Genomic DNA, 18045 nt, shown 5'->3' on the forward strand with positions numbered 1-18045 from the left:
ATGAGCGAATCACGCATTTTTGCACCCCATGCATTGCTGCCCACCGGCTGGGCTCGCGACGTGCTGCTGGCATGGGACGCCGATGGCCGCCTGACCTCGGTACAGGCGGGCGCATCCGCCGCGGCCGGCGTGCCGCGCGCGGCTGGTCCGGTATTGCCCGGCATGCCGAACCTGCATTCGCACGCGTTCCAACGCGGCTTTGCCGGCCTGACCGAGTACCGCAGCGTGGCGCAGGGCGGGGACCCCGCCGGTGCCGACTCGTTCTGGAGCTGGCGCACGCAGATGTACCGCTTTGCGCTGCGCCTGTCGCCAGACACGCTCGAGGCCATCGCCACGCAGCTCTACATCGAGATGCTGCGCGCGGGCTACACCAGCGTGTGCGAGTTCCACTACGTGCACCGCGACATCGATGGCAAGCCCTATGCGGACGCGGCCGAGATGTCGCTGCGCCTGCTGCGCGCGGCCCAGCGCGCCGGCATCGGCATGACGCTGTTGCCCGTGCTGTACCAGACCGCTGGCTTCGGCAACAAGCCGCCGCTGGCCGAGCAGCGCCGCTTCCTGCATGACACCGATGCCATGCTGAAGCTGCTTGAACGGCTCTCGCCGGCCTGCAACGAGCACGGTGCCCGTCTTGGGCTGGCCCCGCATTCGCTGCGCGCGGTGCCGCCGCAGAGCTTGACGCACGCGCTGGCCGGCCTGCATGCGATCGATCCGACCGCTCCGGTGCACATCCACATCGCCGAGCAACAGCGCGAGGTGGACGACTGTATCGCCTGGGCCGGCATCCGTCCGGTCGAATGGCTGCTCGACCATGCCGAGGTCGACGCACGCTGGTGCCTGGTGCATGCGACCCATATGGACTGGGATGAGCGCCGGCGGCTCGCGCACAGCGGCGCCGTGGCCGGCATCTGCCCGACCACCGAGGCCAACCTTGGCGATGGCGTGTTCGAGGCGGCGCCCTACATGGCGCAGCACGGCGCGTGGGGCATCGGCTCCGACAGCCATGCGAGCGTCAGCGTGGCGGAGGAGCTGCGCATGTTCGAATACGGCCAGCGGCTGGCGCTGCAGCAGCGCAATGTGCTGGCGTCGGAATCGCACCTGCAGGTCGCGGACCGCTTGTACCTGGAAGCCGTGACCGGCGGCGCGCGCGCCGCGGGGCGTGCGGTGGCGGGACTGGCGGCCGGCCAGCAGGCGGATTTCGTGGTGCTCGACGGTGCGCATCCGGCGCTGGCGGGGCTCGATGGCGCGCAGTCGCTCGCCACGCACGTCTTTGCCAACCACGGCCATGAGACACTAGCGGAGGTCCGCACGGCCGGCCGTTGCCGCGTGCAGCATGGCGCGCATCCGCTGCAGGCGGAAGCCGGCCAGCTGTTCGTGGCCGCGCGCGCGAGCCTGCTGGGCGACTGAAACCGGCAGCCGCCGCCCTGTCACGTTGGGGCGGCGCGCTGCCCAGCATTACAGAGACCATGTCCTTTTCTACCGATACCCCCGCCTTTACCCTGCATCGCGGCACCCGCCCGCTGCTGGTATCGATGCCGCACGTCGGCACCCATTTGCCCGCCACCGTGTCACAGCGGCTGACCGCCGAAGCGCGCACCGTGCCCGATACCGACTGGCACCTGGAACGCCTCTACGACTTCGCGCGCGAACTCGGCGCCTCGGTGCTGGCGGCCACGCATTCGCGCTATGTGGTGGACCTGAACCGTCCGCCCGATAACGCCAACCTGTATCCCGGCCAGGACACCACCGGCCTGTGCCCGGTCGACACCTTCGACAAGACGCCGCTGTACGTCAGTGGCGTGGGCCCGGACGAAGCCGAGATCGGCATGCGCCGCGATGCTGTATGGCGGCCGTACCACACCGCGCTGGCCGAAGAGCTGGCGCGCCTGCGCCAGCAGCACGGCACCGTGGCGCTGTGGGACGCGCATTCGATCCGCTCGGTGCTGCCGCGCTTCTTTGACGGCAAGCTGCCGGACTTCAACCTGGGCACGGCCAACGGCGACAGTTGCGACCAGGCGCTGGCGGACGAACTGCTGGAGATCGCGCAGGACGTGCCCGGCCATACCGCCGTGCTGAACGGACGCTTCAAGGGTGGCTATATCACGCGCAACTACGGGCAGCCGCGTGATGGCGTGCACGCCGTGCAGCTTGAACTGGCGCAATCGGCCTACATGAGCGAGTCGTATCCGTTCGCGTATGACGAAGCGAAGGCCTCGGCGCTGCAGCCGTCGCTGAAGCAGATGCTGGTGGCGGTGCTGGGGTTTGTGGAAGGGCGTTGAACGGCGTAGTCCGGCGCTGGTGGATACGCTGGCCCTCCCCCCCGGGCCCCCCACCCCCAGCGGGGGAGGGGCCCGGGGGGGGGGCCGGCCCGCCCGGGGGCCCAAACCCCCCCCCCCCCGCCGGCGCCCCCCCCCCCCCCCCCCCCGGGGGGGGGGCGGCGCTCGCCGTGGCCAATACCCTTACAACAACGAATCCGCCAACCTGCAAAGGTTCTGCCACGTCCGCGTCCGCAACGGCCGCCGAGCCCATTTTTCCCGCACCACCGTCTCGCTGTCCGCCAGATAGCGCTGCTGGATCCGCACCATCTTTTCCACCACCTCGCGGTCATAGATCACCAGCGCCGCCTCGGCATTGAGCGCGAACGAGCGGATATCCATATTGGTCGATCCGACCATGGCCACGGTGTCGTCGATGGTCACATGCTTGGCATGAAGGAATGCCGGCCGGTACAGGTGAATCTTCACGCCCGACTCCAGCAGCACGCCGAAATAGGCTTCCTGCGCGGCCTGCGTGAAGCGCTGGTCGATGCGCTGCGACAGCACCAGGTGGACTTCCACGCCGCGGTAGCACGCCACGTGCAGCGCCTGCAGGAACGCTTCATCGGGCACGAAGTACGGCGTGGTGATGACCACGCGGCGCATGGCGTTGTGGATCATCGAGACCAGCACCATCTGCGCGTTCTGCGTACCGTAGCCGGGTCCGCTCGGCAGCATCTGCGCGATGCTCGGGCCTTCCGGCGCCAGCGGCGGGAAATCCGCCGCACCAAGGTCCTTGTCGCCGGTTTCGAGGTAGCGGTCCGCCAGGAACACGGCCTGCAACTGCGACACGGCCGGCCCCGTGACGCGCGCCACCAGTTCCTCGTTGGGCAGGCCCGGCATCGACTCCGCATCGACGATGTTCTGCGAGCCGATATAGCCGACGCGGCCATCGAGCACCACGATCTTGCGGTGGTTGCGCAGGTCGAAGCGCGCACTCTTGCCCTTGAGCACCGCGGACAGCGAGCCCATCGGCAGCACCGGCACCACCTGCACGCCGGCATGCCGCAATACGTCGGTGAAGGCCTTCAGGCCGCCACGCGCGCCCAGCGCGTCGAGCAGCACGCTGCAACGCACGCCGCGGCGCGCAGCGCGCAGCACGGCGTCGGTGATCGTGCGGCCGGTGGCGTCAGCGGCGTAGATGTACATGAGGATGTGCACCGACTGCACCGCGGCATCGATATCGGCCACCATTGCCGCCACGACATCGTTATAGCGGTCCATCAGCGTGACCGTGTTGCCGCGCATCGGCGCGAACGAGCCGACGCGCTCGATCAGGCAGGCCCCGGTCTGGCACACCCCGTCGGGCAGCGGACCTTCCGGCAACTCGTGGCTGATGCGCTCGCGCAACTGCTCGATGCCGCGGTTGATGCGGGCCAGCTTCAGGCTGCGTGATTTCGGATAGTAGATGCGCCCGAACAGCGCATAGAGCAGCAGGCCAACCCAGGGCAGGAAGAACACCAGCAGCAGCCATGTACGCGCGGCTGCCGGGGCGCGGCGCTGCGGTACATAGACCAGCATGGTCAGGCGGATCGCCCACTCGGTCAGCGTGAACAGCGGGTCCGACCACAGCGCGGGGTCGGGCAGCGAAGACAGGAACGACGGAAGCAGCATGCCAGGGCTCGGGTATGGCGGCGGAGGGCGACGGAAATCGCCCAGACCATACCAGAGCCGGCTGCCCGCGGCCATACGTGGGCAAACGCGGCGGGCAACCGGGGCCGACACCTCGCGGTGCCGGCCAGTGCTGCGCTTACTTCTTCACCACGTTCTTGTTGGCCTTGTTGCCGGTGGCCGCGTTGTATTTCTCCACATACTCCTCGAACAGCTTGCGGATCGAGCGGCCGATCTTGGTGTAGTCAGATTCGTTCAGGTTGGCCAGCGACACGCGGCCCGACGGGTGGCGCGTACCGAAGCCGCGGCCCGGCAGCAGCACCACGCCGGAATCCTCGGCCAGGCGGAACAGCAGTTCGTTGGGCTCCACCGATGCCAGCACCCATTTGACGAAGTCCGGCCCCAGCGCCTTGCCGCCCAGTGCTTCGATATCGAGCAGCGTGTAGTAGTCCACGGCGTTCGGATCGTCCGCCTCCGGCGCGATGCCGATCTCGCGGTACAGCGCCGCCTTGCGGTTGCGGATCAGGCGCTTCATCGCGGTCTTGTAGTTGTCCGGCGTGTCCATCAGCGAGAACAGCGAGAACAACACCATCTGCACCTGCTGCGGCGTCGACAGGCCCGCCGTGTGGTTCAGCGCCACCGTGCGGCTGTCGGCCACCAGGCGGTCGATGAACTTGAGCTTGTCCGGCTCCGTCGTGATCGACGTATAACGCTCGTGCAATTCCTTGCGCGCGGCTTCGGGGAGTTTGGCGATCTTCTCGTCGAAGATATTGTCGCGATGCGTGGCGATCACGCCGAGCCGCCAGCCGGTCGCGCCGAAGTACTTCGAGAACGAGTACACCAGGATGGTGTTCTTCGGGCACATCGCGAACAGCGACACGAAGTTGTCGGCGAACGTGCCATACACATCGTCGGTCAGGATGATCAGGTCCGGACGTTCCTCGATGATCGAAGCCAGGTACTCCAGGCTTTCATCGCTCATGCGCACCGAAGGCGGGTTGCTCGGGTTGACGAGGAAGAAGGCCTTGACCTTGGGGTCGCGCAGCTTGTCGAGCTCCTTGTTCGAATACTGCCAGTTGCTGCCGGGGTCGGCGTCGATGGACAGCTCGAGCAGCTTGTAGTCGTTCAGCTCGGGGATCTCGATATACGGCGTGAAGATCGGCATGCCCAGCGCGATCGTGTCGCCGGGCTTGAGCAGGTGGTTCTCGCGAATCGAGTTGAACAGGTACGTCATGGCCGCGGTACCGCCTTCGACGGCGAACAGGTCGAAGTCGCCGATGAACGGATGATTGCCGATCATCTCCTTGCGGATGTACTGGCCGACGATGACTTCGGACAGCTTCAGCATGCGATCCGGCACGGGGTAGCTGCAGGCCAGGATGCCTTCGCACATCTCGTAGAGGAAGGCGCCGGCATTCAGGCCGAGCTGGTCGCGCACATAGGACACGGCACCCGCCAGGAACGACACGCCGGGCACATCGGCGAATTCGCGCGCGAACAGGTCGAAGCGTTCTTCGATGCCTTCGCGCCGCGGGAAGCCGCCCACGCCCTCGGGCATGTATGAGAACGAACGCTCGGACTCGCGCATGGCGAACAGGCCGAGCTGCCAGAAGGCATGACGCGGCACGGTGGCGAGGAAGTTCGGGTTGCCTCGGCCCGCGTTCAGCATCAGGCGGTCGGCGTCGCTGCTGGCAAGCTTGATCAGTTCATCCTTCAGTTCAAACGGCGAGAGGCTGGCCAGCTTGGAGATATCCGGTTTGCTCATGACTTGCTCCTGTAAAGACGCTTGTCGGGTTGGCGCTGGCGGGCCGCAGGGCAGGGTTGGCCCGCGCAGCAGGATGGACGATGACGATGCAACAACGGGCCCGCTATACGAGGCCCACTACCAGCGGTCCGAGCAGCGTCAGCAGCACGTTGGCGATGGCATAGGTAATGGCGAAGGGCACGGTCGGCACCGGGCTCTCCGCCTTGTCGAGGATGCCGCCGAAGGCGGGGTTGGCGCTGCGCGAGCCGGACAGTGCACCGGCGAGCAGCGCGGCGTTGTCGTACTTGAGCACGTAGCGGCCGAAGAACATGGTCAGGAACAGCGGCAGCAGCGTGACCACGGCACCGAGGATGAAGATGGTCAGCCCCTGTTGCTTCAGCGTGGTGGCAGCCTGCAGGCCGGAGTTGATGCCGACGATGGCGACGAACGCGGCCAGCCCGAAATCCTTGAGCAGCTGGCAGGCCGCCGTGGGCATGGCGCCGAACATCTTGTGCTTGGACCGGGCCCAGCCGAACACCAGGCCGGACAGCAGTGCGCCGCCGCCGGCGCCGAGCGTGAGCGGGATCGAGCCGACGCGCCATACCAGCAGGCCGATCAGCAGGCCCACCAGCACGCCGGCACCGAAGTAGACGAAGTCGGTCTTCTCGCTCGGCACCAGCTCGTAGCCGGCCATCTGCGCCGCCCGCTTGGTATCGGCCGGCGTGCCATAGAGCGTGATGATGTCACCGTGCTGCAGCTTCAGTTCCGGCAGCAGCGGAAGCGGGTTGTCATAGCGCTCGATATGCTCGATGTAGACGCCGTGGCGCATGTCGCGTCCGACCATCTCGACAATCTCCGCCACGGTCTTGTTGTTCATGCCCTTGGCAGTGAAGACCACCTTGCGCGTCTGCATGACGATGCCCATGCCTTCCGCATCCGCGACTTCCTCGCCGATGTGCACGGCGGTCGGCACCATCGCGTCGCGGCGACCGACCAGCAGGACCAGGTCGCCGTCTTTCAGCACCACGTCCTGCTTGACCTCGATCAGCTTGCCGCCGCGCTGGATCTTCTCGACCGTGACCAGATCCTCGCCGCTGATCTCGACCTGCGACACGGTCTTGCCGGCCGCACCATTCACGCGGAACAGGCGACCCGTCAGTCGCGACAGCGCGCCGCGCTGGCCCGGGCCGAACTGAGGCAGGCCGCCATGCAGCTGCGCTTCCATCTTCTTGGCATCCGTCTTGAGGTCGGCCTTCATGAAGCGCGGCAGGATGTTCACGCAGACGATGATGGCCCCGAGCGAGCCGAACACATAGGTCACGGCATAGCCGATCGCGACGTTGGCCTGCAGCCGCTTCACCTCGTCCGCCGGCAGGCCGAGCTTGGTGATGGCATCGCCCGCCGTACCGATGATGGCCGACTGGGTCATGCCGCCCGCGGCGAGTCCGGCCGCGATGCCCTTGTCGAGATCAAAGATCTTCGCCAGCACCACCACGGTCACCAGGCCACATACCGCCATGAAGACCGCCATGGCGATCTCGCGCAGCGAGCTGCGGTTCAGCGAGTTGAAGAACTGCGGGCCGCTTTCGTAGCCCACGGCATAGATGAACACCGCGAACATCACGGCCTTGACGCCATTGTCGATCTGGACGCCGAACTGGCTGATCACCACTGCGGCAAGCAGTGAGCCGGCCACGCCGCCGAGCTGGAAGCGCCCGAAGGTGATCTTGCCGATGGCATAGCCGACGGCCAGCGACAGGAATAGCGCTGACTCCGGCGATTTCTGGAAGATGGTGTGCAACCAATCCATGGTGCCCTCCTGAAGCGATCAATGCGAGTTGAGACGACGTTTTCGACAGGGTGCTGCCGGGGTCTTGCAGGGACAGTGCTCTCGCGCGGCCGCTTTCGTGCCGCGTCTTTCAATGTGTTGCCAGCGCGCCGGCCACGGCCACCGAGATGGGGCCCAGCAGTGGCAGCAGAACGTTGGAAATCGCGTAAGTGATCGTGTAGCCGATCACCGGGGTGCCGTTGCCCGCGGCCGTGGTCAGCGCCATGAGGGTCGGCGTGCTGCAGTGCTGCCCGGCCACGGCGCCGAGCAGGATGGGCGTGTCGAGCTTCAGCCAGCGATGACCGATGAACAGCGAGATCGCGGCCGGCACCACCGAGACCAGGATGCCCGCCAGCGGCAGGATCAGGCCGTATTCGCGGATGAGCTTGATAGCGTCGGGGCCGGCGGAGAGGCCCACCGCGGCAATGAAGGTGGCCAGGCCGAAGTCCTTCAGGATCTCGGCGGCGGAAGAGGGCAGCGAGCCGAACAGCGGCACGCGCGCGCGCAGCCAGCCGAACATCAGGCCCGACACGAGGCAGCCGCCGCCGGTGCCGAGCGTGAGATCGGCGCGCCCCAGCTTGACGCTGAGCCCACCGATCAGCATGCCCAGCAGCACGCCGATGCCGAGGAACACAAAGTCGGTCTTGATGGTCGGCATGACCGTGTAGCCGAGTTCCGGCACCACGCGCTGCACCGCCTCCTGCGGGCCCGCCAGGGTCAGCACGTCGCCGCGCTCGAGCACGGTTTCGGGCAAGGCGGGAACGCTGTGCTGCATGCGCGCGATGCGCTGGATATAGACGCCGCGCCCCATGCCGACATCGGCCATCTGGCGCAGGCGTGCCAGCGTGAGGCCAACGATCTCGCGCCGCGTGAGCAGGACGTCGTGCTCGCTTTGCACGGCGTCCATGCCGGGCTCTTCCGGCAATTCGGGGCCGACCAGTCCGGCGAAGGCCACCATGGCATCGCGCCGGCCAACGGCGAGCACCGCATCACCGCCGCGCAGGATCTCGTCGGGGGTCGGCCGGAACGTGTTCCCGTCGCGCCGTACACGCCGGATCGTTACGCCCAGCGCGACCAGCTTCTCGGTATCGAGCACGGTCTTGCCGGCCACGTCTTCGACGCGCAGTACGCGTCCGACCAGCAGCGGCAACGCGCTGCTCTGGCCCTGGCCCATGTCGTTCTCGCCGCCGAGCTTGTGCCACAGTTTTTCAGCGGAGTCGCGCAGGTTCACGCGCAACAGCCACGGCGCGAGCTGGCTTGTGAACAGGACGATGGAAACCAGGCCGAACAGGTAGGTCACGCTGTACGCGGTGACGATATTGGTTTGCAGCACCCGTATCTGTTCTTGCGAGATGTCCAGCCGGGAAATCGCTTCGGACGCGGTGCCGATTACGGCTGATTCCGTCGCGGCGCCGGCCAGCAGGCCTGCGGCCGTGCCCTGGTCCAGCGCGAGCAGCGGCACCGCAATGGCCAGCAGCGCCAGCAGCACGAAGGCTTCCACGAGCGAAAGCAGCCCGATGCGCCATTCGCGTCCTACATTGGCAAAGAACTGTGGCCCGCCGGTGAAGCCCAGCGCGAAGATAAATACGGCGAACGCAACGTTCTTGACGTCGTCGTCGAGGCGCGCGCCGCTTTGCCCGATCACGAGCGCAGCGATCAGCGTGCCGCAGATGCCGCCGAGCTGGAACGGGCCGAAGCGGATCGCGCCAATGGCATGGCCGACCGCAAGCGCGAGGAACAGCGCAATTTCCGGTTGCGAGGCAAGCAGGCCTGAAAGCAATTCCATGGCGCGGCAGCGATATCCTTGGGGCGTGCGGCGAGGCGCGAGGTGCGTGGCGCATGGCCGCCGGAAACGCGGCCATGTGGCCCGAACGCATCAGCATCCGCAGGGGATGCAGCGTGATGGATTATCACTGTCGATTTGCAGCAGGCGTACTGAAAGCTTTTGTCCGTGAATTAAATAATTAAAGGCCGTCAATGGCCGTCAATGGCCGTCGCGCGGCAGCACGCGGCGGATCTGTTGTGCCTCACCCGATTGGGTGCGACACCACGATGAGCAGCGCAGCGACTATTTGCCGCCAGCCAATCGCGCGTCGATATGCTTGGCGCGCTCCAGCGATCCCGGATGGCTGCTGAGCATGCTGGATTGCCCGCCATCGAGTGCCGCCAGCTTGCGGAAGGCAGAGGCGAGCGCCTGCCGGTTGGCACCGTTCTTCGTGAGCAGGTCGAACGAATAATCATCGGCGGCGCTTTCCTGCCGTTGCGAAAACTGCGCATTGACGAATTGTTCGCCGAGGTCCGCGATCTGCGACGAGGTCAGCGCGGTCAGTGTCGGGCTGCCGAGCGAGCCGAGCAGCCCGCGCGCAGCCGACGTACTGTACGCCACCTGCATGGCGTGCTTCGTATGCCCCAGCGCGACGTGGCCGATCTCGTGGCCCACCACGCCGCGGACTTCGTCGTCGCTCATCAGGTCCATCAGGCCGCTGTAGACGCGCACGCAGCCGTTGGCCATGGCCCAGGCATTCACGTCCTTGGTGATGTACACCTTGGCGTCGAGCGGCAGGCCGGTATTGCTCAGCCCGCTCATCACGTTGGCGAGGCGTTTGGTGTAGGGGCTGTCGGCCGCGGCAATGGTGTTTTTCTTGTCCATTTCCGCGCAGGACTGGTCGGACAAGGTTTTGACGTTGGCGTCGGTCAGCGAGGCTGCCGAGAACAGGCTGCCGCCGGCTTGCGTCATGCTGTCCATGTTCATGTTGGCGCAGCCGGCCTGCAAGGCCACGCAGACCACGGCAGGGACGGCAACTCGCGCGATTCGCGTCATGGTTCGGCTCCAGGGCGGAATTGACCAATGCATAGCATAGGGAAACCGGGAGCGAATGCGCCAGTGGAGTTTGTCCGACACGGACGCGCGCGAGCGCGTCCTGTGACGTGGAGCGTTTTTTTCAGCGGGCCTCGGGCCGTTTCGCGCACATTGCGGGGACGGCTCCCGACGCCTCAGTTTTGCGGCAGTTCGTAGGCGATGGTGCGGATGACACCACCGCTATCGGCCACCTCGCAGAGAATCCGCGCGGACCGTACCTTCAGGTTGAACGGTGGCGCGGTCAGCACGAGCCCGCTCGGTTGCGCGCCGAACAGGCGCAGGTGCGAGCCGATTGCCTTGTCGACGTTAGGCGTGAAGTTCGCGCTCTGCGGCAGGTACTCGGTCAGGATCAGCACCTTGTACGGCCCGAGTTTCGACAGCACGGTGGCAATGCGCGCATTGTCCAGGTGGTCGAGCACCTGGCGCAGGAACACGATGTCGCCCGCGGGCAGCGGATCGGTCGTGATGTCGACGCAGCGAAAGTCCACGTCGAGATCGGCGAACCTTGTCCGGTTCGACTGGATCGCCGCGTCCACGACGTCGCAGCCAACGTAGCGCCCGCAAACGGCGCGAATCCGCTTGCCGACGTTGAAGTCGCCACAGCCGAGGTCGACGACAGCCGGCTGCGACAGCGCGCCCAGGTACTCGGTCACCGCCTTTACATAGGGTTCGACGATCTTGGGATCATGGGAACTGCTGCCGCTGTAGAACCCGGACTGGTCCTCCGCCACGCCCCAGCCACCAGTCTGATACACGTGGGTAAATACTTCCCCAAGCGGCTTGCCTTCATACAGCGCCGTTTGCCTGCGTATGTTTCGGTCGCGGTGGAACTTCAGCACCCACGCCGGCATGAATGGCTTCAGCGTTTGTTTGACGCGTTGCGCCAGTACGGAACGTGCGGGTGTGGCTGCCGTAGTCATGTTGCCTCCTGTCTGGGCTGTGGGGACTGGCTCGGATGTTTCAGCTTAGTAACAACCACAGCCAGCTTCATCCCAAAGGTTGATGACGTTTGTGCGGAAGGCCTCAGAACGACTCGATCTTTTGGATCGTGCGCGCAGCAATGCAAGCGTACGCCGGTGCGTTCGCGGAAATGCCAGGGGCAGGGGAGCTGGGAGCGCCGATCCGCAAATCCTTTGTCAATCAAAGGTTTGATCGGTATTGATGGTGCCCGGGGTCGGACTCGAACCGACACGCCTTGCGGCGGGGGATTTTGAGTCCCCTGCGTCTACCTGTTTCACCACCCGGGCAGGTGTGGGCGCCGGAGCCGGCACCGCGTTGAGCCGCGAATTATGCCGGAAATCGCCCCTGTCGACAACCTGCGGGTGCGCTCAGCGGCCCCGGCGGGCGTTGATGTGGCGGTTGCCGTCGCAGTATTCAGTGGTATTGGCCCGGATATCCGCGCGTGCCGGGCCGGGGCTACGATGGCGCTTTCCCACGCACGCCGAGCCCGCCATGCCCGCACGATCGTCCCTGGCCAGCCTGGCCCGGTTGCCTTCCCAGGACCCCGCCTACTACGAGCGTGAATACAACAACCGTGCGCGCGTGCCCGACAACGCTGAACACATGGCGCGCTGGGCGACGCTGTCGGCGCAGGTGCGCGCGCGCGGCGGCTACCAGGAGGATCTGAGCTATGCCGCACCCGGTTCGGTCCACGCGCAGGACGAGCGGCTGGACTACTTCCCGGGCGCCGGCGACTACCCGCCGCTGCTGGTATTCGTGCACGGCGGCTATTTCCGCGCGCTGGACAAGCGCGACCACAGTTTCGTGGCCAGCGAGCTGCCGCGGCTGGGCGTATCGGTGGCGGTCGTGAACTATTCCCTGTGCCCGTCCGTGGCGGTCCCGGCGATCGTGCGCCAGGTGGTGGGCAGCGTGGCGTGGCTGTACCGGCAATCATCGCGCCTGGGCCATGACCCTGCGCGCATCTTCGTGGCCGGCCATTCGGTTGGCGGCCACCTGGTGGCCATGCTGATGGCGGCGCTGTGGCCGCAGGTCGGTCCCGACCTGCCGGACGACCTGGTCAAGGGCGGCCTGTCGGTCAGCGGCCTGTACGACCTGGAGCCGCTGCGCCGCGCCGAATTCCTGCAGCGCGACCTGCGCCTGTCCGAGGCCGACGTCGCGCGCCTGTCGCCGGCGTTCATGCCGCCCGCGACGCATGCGCCGCTGGTGACGGCCGTGGGCGAACTGGAAGCCGCCGAGTACCACCGCCAGAACGCGTTGATCCGCGCCGCGTGGCCGGCCAACGCGGCGCAGGATGTGCCGCTGCCGGGCCGCCACCATTTCAACGTGATGGACGACCTGGCCAATCCCGACAGCACGCTGCTGCGGGCCGTCCTGACGCTGGCGGGCGTCAGGACGTAGCCGGCGCGCTCAACCTTCCAGCACGCGCAGCAGGGACGAGGTATCGTCCTTGCCCCAACCGTTTTCCATGAGCGTCTGAAGCTGCCCGGAGGTGGCTTCCATGGCCGGCAGCTTCAGGCCGATTTCTTGCGCGATGTCACGCGCGAGCCCGAAGTCCTTGTCATGCAGGCGTGCCTCGATGCCGGCGGCAAAGTCGTGCGCGACCATCTTCGGGCCCATCATGTCGAGCATGCGGCTGCCCGCCATCCCGGTGGACATGGCTTCGAACACCCGTGCGGTATCCACCTGCTGCGCGGACGCAAAGCGCATGGCCTCGGCGATGCCTTCGATATTGACCACCTGCGCGATCTGGTTGCACAGCTTGGCCACCTGGCCGGCGCCGTGGTCGCCGATATGAGTGATGGTCTTGCCGAGCAGCGCCAGTAGCGCGCGCACGCCCTCCAGCACTTCGGGCTTGCCGCCGGCCATGATGGTCAGCGTGCCGGCCTCGGCGCCCATGGTGCCGCCCGATACGGGGCAGTCGAGCATGTCGATGCCGCGTGCGGCCAATGCCGTGGCGATTTCGCGCGTGACGATCGGCGAGATGGTGCTGTGATCGATGCAGACGGTGCCGGGCGCGGCCCCAAGGATCACGCCGTTCGCGCCGAGCAGCACCTCGCGCACATCCTCGGACGAGGTTACGTTGGTGAACACCACGCTGGCGCCGCGCGCGGCTTCGGCGGGCGTGAAGAACGGTTCGGCGCCGAGCGCGCGCGCGGCCTCGGCGGCTTCTGGGCGGCGCACGAAGGCGCGCACCGTGTGGCCGCCGGCCAGCAGGTGGCGGACCATGTGCGAGCCCATGGCGCCCAGGCCGATGAAGGCGACGGTGCGTGCGCAGGATTGTGGAGTGGCGGTGGTCATGCGGTATTTCCTTTTCAGTCCGGCCGTGCCGGTCGCAATGGCTGCGGAGACTACTCGTCGCCCGCGTAGGCGAACTTGCCGTTGCGGACGGTTCCCATCACGCGCGAACGCTGGTCGAAGCCCTGGTGGTCTTTCGCGCTCATGTTCATCACGCCGTTGGGAATGGTGAGATTGGAAGTGGCTTCAATGGCGTTGCGCAAGGCGTTGCGGAATTCCCGCGTGCCCGGCTGCGCGCCGGTCTTCAGTGCGCGCCGCGATGCATCGTCGAGCAGCTGCCACGCGCCCCAGGCGTCGCCGGCGAACTGCGTCACGCTGTCGGCGCCGTACTTCGCTTCATAGCGCGTGACAAAGTCGAGCGCCACCTTGCGCACCGGGTGGCTGGCCGGCAACTGGCGCGCGACCACGACGGGGCCGGTGGGGAACAGCGTGCCTTCCACGTCCTTGCCGCCGACGCGCAGGAAATCCCACGTGGCGATGCCGTGGGTCTGGTAGATCTTGCCCTTGTAGCCGCGCTCGGCCAGCGTCTTCTGCGGCAGCACCGCGGGCGTGCCCGAGCCGGCGATCAGGATGGCGTCCGGATTGGCCGACATCAGCTTGAGCACCTGCCCGGTGACGGAGGTGTCGTTGCGGCCAAAACGTTCATTGCCGACCACCTTCAGCTTGCGCACCTCCGCCAGGCGCGAGAACTCGCGCCACCAGCTTTCGCCGTAGGTGTCGGAAAAGCCGATGAAGCCGACCGTCTTCACGCCATGGTTGCTCATGTACTCGGTCAGCACCGTGGCCATGTGCGAGTCGTTCTGCGGCATCTTGAAGGCCCAGCGCCGGCGCGCATCGGTCAGGGGCTCGATGATCGCGGCGGAGGCGGCCAGCGCCACCATCGGCGTTTCGCTCTCGGCGATGGCGTCCAGCGCGGCAATCGCATTGGGCGTGATGTTGGGGCCGACGATGACGTCGACCTTTTCCTCGGAGATCAGCTTGCGCACGTTGCGCACCGCGGCGGCCGGGTCCGAGCCGTCGTCGAGCAGCACGTAGTGAGCCTTCTGTCCGCCCAGCGTCTGCGGCCACATCAGCACCGTGTTCTTCGACGGAATGCCGATCGAGGCCGCCGGACCGGTGGTCGAGACATCGACGCCGACACGGATGTCGGCCAGCGCCGCATTGGCGATCAAGGCGGCGGCGGAGGCGCAGGCGATGGCAAGCGCGCGGCGCAGCAGGTTGGGCATGGTTCTCCTCCTGGTGTGTGTGTTTTTCTTTTTGAGGGTTGCTCCCTCTCCCACGCAGTGGGAGTGGGAGCAGCCAAATGGGGCAAGCTTACCGCGCCCCCAGCCGCCAGAGCGACGTCACTTCCGCCGAGCGCGCAGCATGGAGCGCGTCGGCGGCGTCCGTTGCGCGCGGGTGGCGCGGACGGATATCCGTGCGGCCCAGCACCTGCAGGCCGGCCGCTTCGATCCAGCCGAGCAGTTGCTCGCGCGAACGCAGGCCGAGGTGCTCGGCCAGGTCGGACAGCAGCAGCCAGCCCTCGCCGCCAGGCTCCAGGTGGGCCGCCAGGCCATCCAGGAAGCCACGGAGCATGACGCTGTCGGGGTCGTAGACGGCGCGCTCCACGGGCGAACTGGGCCGTGCCGGCACCCAGGGCGGATTGCAGACGATCAGCGGCGCGCGGCCCGCCGGGAACAGGTCGGCTTCGAGAACCTCGACCTGGCCTGACACACCAAGCTGTTCGATGTTTTCGCGCGCGCAGGCGAGCGCACGCGGGTCCTGGTCCGTCGCCACCACGCGCTTGACGCCGCGCCGGGCCAGCACGGCCGACAGCACCCCAGTGCCCGCGCCGATGTCGAATGCCAGCGCCTTCGACGGCAGCGGCGCGTTGGCGACGAGGTCCACGTACTCGCCGCGCACCGGCGAGAACACGCCGTACCACGGGTGGATGCGCGCGCCGAGCGCAGGAATCTCCACGCCTTTGCGACGCCATTCATAGGCGCCGATCATGCCGAGCAGCTCGCGCATCGACGCGACGTAGGGTTCGCCGGCGTTGCCATAGACCTGTTCGCAGGCTTGCGCGACATCCGGAGCGCGGCGCAGCGGCACCGTATGGTCGGCGTCGAACGGCAGCAGCAGCATGCCCAGCGTGCGCGCGCGCTGGGACTGTGCCAGCCGGTGCTGGTGGAAGGCTTCGGTCGGCGACTCGGACGCATGCTTGTGTCCGGGCCGGCTCTTTTTCTTCGGCTTGCGCTCAGTGCGGCGGGCCATGGCCTGCAGCATCTGGCGGGCATTCTGGAAGTCGCCGCGCCATAGCAGCGCGGTGCCTTCGCAGGCCAGGCGGTATGCGGTATCGGCGGAGGTGGTGTCATCGGCCACCACCACGCGGCGCGGGGGCGGGAGGCCGGCTTCGGAACGCCACTGCGCGCTGCGTTCGGCGCCGTCCTCGGTCCAGTGGATTTGCGGCAATTCGCTCACGGGCGGGCCTCCGGGTGGCACGGGTGTGCCAGGAAAACGTGCATAAAGGTGTCCTGCATATAGATAGGGAAGGGCGGGAGCCGCGGCCTCAGAGTTCGTAGACCTCGTGCTCGCCCGACATGGCTTGCTCCACCAGCTTGCGATTCAGCGTGGGGGAGAACAGTTCGATGAAGGTATAGACAAAGCTGCGCAGGTAGGCGCCCTGCTTGACGGCCAGGTGCGTCACATTGGTGCCGAACAGGTGGCCGGCCGGAATGCCGCGCAGGTTGCGGTCGCGCTCGGCATCGTAGGCCAGGCCGGCAACAATGCCGACGCCAAGCCCGACTTCCACATAAGTCTTGATCACGTCCGCATCGATGGCCTCCAGGACGATGTCGGGCTCCAGGTGGCGCAGCGCGAAGGCCTTGTCGATCTTGGGGCGGCCGGCAAAGTTCGGATCGTAAGTGATCAGCGGGTAGCCCTTCAGGTCTTCCAGCGCCAGGTGCTTCTTTTCGAGCAACGGATGATCAGGCGGCGTAATGACCACATGTTGCCACTGGTGGCCCGGCAGGGAAACCAAGGACTTTTCGCTGGAAATGCCTTCCGTCGCAATGCCGATGTCCGCCTGGTCATGGAGCAGCATGTCGGCGATCTGCGCCGGGTTGCCCTGCTGGATCGACAGCCGGACCTTCGGGTAGCGCTTGGTGAACTCGCTGATGACCCGCGGCAAGGCGTAGCGCGCCTGCGTGTGCGTGGTGGCAATGGTGAAGTTGCCCTGATCCTGCGCGGCATAGTCCATGCCCACGCGCTTCAGGCTTTCCACTTCCTGCAGGATCTTCTCCACCGAGTTGAGGATGCGCCGCCCCGGCTCGGTCAGGCTGCGGATGCGCTTGCCATGGCGCGTGAAGATATCGACACCCAGCTCTTCTTCCAGCTCGATGATGGCCTTGGACACACCTGGTTGTGATGTGTAAAGCGCTTTTGCGGCTTCCGTCAGGTTGTAGTTCTGGCGTACCGCTTCACGCACAAAGCGAAACTGGTGCAGGTTCATATAACTTCGATCGTATAAACAAACAACTTCTTATTAGTTTGAGGTATGAGGCCAGTTTATTACGATTCTCGAACTTTGTTAATGAACGGCCAGCCCGCATTGCGCCCGCAGCCACCACCCTGAAAGTGGCGCAGGCAAGACGGAATGGCCCAAAAGAGCCTCTCAATGTCCCTTGCCTATACCGTTTCCGGTTTGCTGGTAGGCGTCCTCGTCGGTCTGACCGGGGTGGGCGGGGGCTCGCTCATGACGCCGCTGCTGACGCTGCTGTTTGGCTTCTCGCCGGCCACGGCAGTCGGCACGGACCTGGCCTTCGCCTCCATCACCAAGGGCTTCGGCACGCTGGCGCACCGTGCGCACGGGCATGTGCAGTGGCAGGTCGTGCGCCGCCTGTGCTTGGGCAGCCTGCCGGCCGCGGTGGCCGCCATCCTCGTCCTGAAGAGCGCCGGCGAACTGCATGGGCAGTGGCTGCATGCGATTCGCCTGACGATCGGCGTGTCGGTGCTGCTGACCGTCTTGTCGCTGCTGTTCCGCAAGCAGATGCTGGCCTGGCTGGCGCGCAACCCGCGCTTCCAGCTGGAAGGCCGCGCACAAGTCATTGCCACCATCGTGGTCGGCGCCGTGATCGGCGTGCTGGTCACGGTGTCGTCGATCGGTGCCGGCGCGGTTGGCGCCACGCTGATCCTGCTGCTGTATCCCCATATGAAGCCGGCCGAAGTGGCCGGCACCGATATCGCCTACGCCGTCCCGCTGACGGCGCTGGCCGGGCTGGGCCATGTGTGGCTCGGCACCGTCGACTGGAATCTGCTGCTGGCGCTGCTGGTGGGCTCGATCCCCGGCATCTGGCTGGGTGCACAGCTCTCCCGCGCGCTGCCCGAGCGCCTGGTGCGCGCGGCCCTGGCCACCACGCTGACCCTGGTCGCCATCAAGCTCGTCTCCTGAATC

Annotated in this window: 14 protein-coding genes and 1 tRNA gene; 4 read left to right on the top strand and 11 right to left on the bottom strand. The window is 66.5% G+C overall.

Going from position 1 to position 18045, the window contains the following annotated elements; all coding sequences use genetic code 11:
• Positions 1-1407, top strand: coding sequence for a formimidoylglutamate deiminase (locus AC3FKH_RS04665; RefSeq protein ID WP_488673325.1), 1407 nt, complete (start codon positions 1-3; stop codon positions 1405-1407).
• A gap of 59 nt (positions 1408-1466) precedes the next feature.
• Positions 1467-2279, top strand: coding sequence for an N-formylglutamate deformylase (hutG, locus tag AC3FKH_RS04670; protein WP_488673327.1), 813 nt, complete (start codon positions 1467-1469; stop codon positions 2277-2279).
• Between the two features lie 180 nt (positions 2280-2459).
• Here hutG and cls read toward each other — a convergent pair whose 3' ends face one another.
• The 7 genes from cls to AC3FKH_RS04705 form a co-directional block, all read right to left on the bottom strand.
• The gene (cls, locus tag AC3FKH_RS04675) at positions 2460-3929 is read right to left on the bottom strand and encodes a cardiolipin synthase (protein WP_488673328.1); all 1470 of its coding nucleotides are present in this window, start codon (positions 3927-3929) and stop codon (positions 2460-2462) included.
• 136 nt (positions 3930-4065) lie between these two features.
• Entirely contained in the window at positions 4066-5691 is a 1626-nt protein-coding gene (locus AC3FKH_RS04680) for a bifunctional aspartate transaminase/aspartate 4-decarboxylase (RefSeq protein WP_488673330.1), read from the bottom strand.
• Positions 5692-5794: 103 nt separating this feature from the next.
• Positions 5795-7480 carry an aspartate-alanine antiporter gene (aspT, locus tag AC3FKH_RS04685; protein WP_488673332.1) on the bottom strand — a complete coding sequence of 562 codons (1686 nt, stop codon included), beginning with the start codon at positions 7478-7480 and terminating at the stop codon, positions 5795-5797.
• Positions 7481-7589: 109 nt separating this feature from the next.
• A complete protein-coding gene (aspT, locus tag AC3FKH_RS04690; protein ID WP_488673334.1) occupies positions 7590-9284 on the bottom strand; it encodes an aspartate-alanine antiporter in 1695 nt (564 codons plus the stop codon).
• Positions 9285-9566: 282 nt separating this feature from the next.
• Positions 9567-10319: a metalloprotease LoiP gene (gene loiP, locus AC3FKH_RS04695; protein WP_488673335.1), complete on the bottom strand. Its 753-nt coding sequence runs from the start codon at positions 10317-10319 to the stop codon at positions 9567-9569.
• Positions 10320-10492: 173 nt separating this feature from the next.
• Positions 10493-11278 carry a class I SAM-dependent methyltransferase gene (locus tag AC3FKH_RS04700; protein ID WP_488673337.1) on the bottom strand — a complete coding sequence of 262 codons (786 nt, stop codon included), beginning with the start codon at positions 11276-11278 and terminating at the stop codon, positions 10493-10495.
• Between the two features lie 242 nt (positions 11279-11520).
• Positions 11521-11605: transfer RNA gene (locus tag AC3FKH_RS04705), tRNA-Leu, on the bottom strand.
• A gap of 205 nt (positions 11606-11810) precedes the next feature.
• On the opposite strand from AC3FKH_RS04705, the gene AC3FKH_RS04710 reads away from it, so the two are divergent.
• Entirely contained in the window at positions 11811-12716 is a 906-nt protein-coding gene (locus AC3FKH_RS04710) for an alpha/beta hydrolase (RefSeq protein ID WP_488673339.1), read from the top strand.
• Between the two features lie 9 nt (positions 12717-12725).
• Here the strand turns inward: AC3FKH_RS04710 and AC3FKH_RS04715 are convergent, their stop codons facing one another.
• The 4 genes from AC3FKH_RS04715 to AC3FKH_RS04730 all read right to left on the bottom strand — a co-directional run bounded on the left by AC3FKH_RS04715 (position 12726) and on the right by AC3FKH_RS04730 (position 17103).
• Complete coding sequence (locus AC3FKH_RS04715; RefSeq protein WP_488673341.1) at positions 12726-13616, bottom strand: NAD(P)-dependent oxidoreductase; 891 nt, start codon at positions 13614-13616, stop codon at positions 12726-12728.
• A gap of 50 nt (positions 13617-13666) precedes the next feature.
• Positions 13667-14839 (bottom strand): ABC transporter substrate-binding protein, encoded by a 1173-nt coding sequence (locus AC3FKH_RS04720; RefSeq protein ID WP_488673343.1) that lies wholly within the window; start codon positions 14837-14839, stop codon positions 13667-13669.
• 88 nt (positions 14840-14927) lie between these two features.
• Positions 14928-16073 carry a methyltransferase gene (locus AC3FKH_RS04725; protein WP_488673344.1) on the bottom strand — a complete coding sequence of 382 codons (1146 nt, stop codon included), beginning with the start codon at positions 16071-16073 and terminating at the stop codon, positions 14928-14930.
• Positions 16074-16161: 88 nt separating this feature from the next.
• On the bottom strand, positions 16162-17103 hold the full coding sequence (locus AC3FKH_RS04730; protein ID WP_488673346.1) for a CysB family HTH-type transcriptional regulator: 942 nt from the start codon (positions 17101-17103) through the stop codon (positions 16162-16164).
• A gap of 165 nt (positions 17104-17268) precedes the next feature.
• Between AC3FKH_RS04730 and AC3FKH_RS04735 the strand changes: the two genes are divergently transcribed.
• A complete protein-coding gene (locus AC3FKH_RS04735; protein ID WP_488673348.1) occupies positions 17269-18042 on the top strand; it encodes a sulfite exporter TauE/SafE family protein in 774 nt (257 codons plus the stop codon).
• Positions 18043-18045 lie beyond the last annotated feature (3 nt).

It is taken from the genome of Cupriavidus sp. 21MJTG02-4 (assembly GCF_057798975.1).

Coding starts and splice junctions, on each gene's coding strand:
- AC3FKH_RS04665 (WP_488673325.1), top strand. CDS start 1: ATGAGCGAATCACGCATTTTTGCACCCCATGCATTGCTGCCCACCGGC.
- hutG (WP_488673327.1), top strand. CDS start 1,467: ATGTCCTTTTCTACCGATACCCCCGCCTTTACCCTGCATCGCGGCACC.
- cls (WP_488673328.1), bottom strand. CDS start 3,929: ATGCTGCTTCCGTCGTTCCTGTCTTCGCTGCCCGACCCCGCGCTGTGG.
- AC3FKH_RS04680 (WP_488673330.1), bottom strand. CDS start 5,691: ATGAGCAAACCGGATATCTCCAAGCTGGCCAGCCTCTCGCCGTTTGAA.
- aspT (WP_488673332.1), bottom strand. CDS start 7,480: ATGGATTGGTTGCACACCATCTTCCAGAAATCGCCGGAGTCAGCGCTA.
- aspT (WP_488673334.1), bottom strand. CDS start 9,284: ATGGAATTGCTTTCAGGCCTGCTTGCCTCGCAACCGGAAATTGCGCTG.
- loiP (WP_488673335.1), bottom strand. CDS start 10,319: ATGACGCGAATCGCGCGAGTTGCCGTCCCTGCCGTGGTCTGCGTGGCC.
- AC3FKH_RS04700 (WP_488673337.1), bottom strand. CDS start 11,278: ATGACTACGGCAGCCACACCCGCACGTTCCGTACTGGCGCAACGCGTC.
- AC3FKH_RS04710 (WP_488673339.1), top strand. CDS start 11,811: ATGCCCGCACGATCGTCCCTGGCCAGCCTGGCCCGGTTGCCTTCCCAG.
- AC3FKH_RS04715 (WP_488673341.1), bottom strand. CDS start 13,616: ATGACCACCGCCACTCCACAATCCTGCGCACGCACCGTCGCCTTCATC.
- AC3FKH_RS04720 (WP_488673343.1), bottom strand. CDS start 14,839: ATGCCCAACCTGCTGCGCCGCGCGCTTGCCATCGCCTGCGCCTCCGCC.
- AC3FKH_RS04730 (WP_488673346.1), bottom strand. CDS start 17,103: ATGAACCTGCACCAGTTTCGCTTTGTGCGTGAAGCGGTACGCCAGAAC.
- AC3FKH_RS04735 (WP_488673348.1), top strand. CDS start 17,269: ATGTCCCTTGCCTATACCGTTTCCGGTTTGCTGGTAGGCGTCCTCGTC.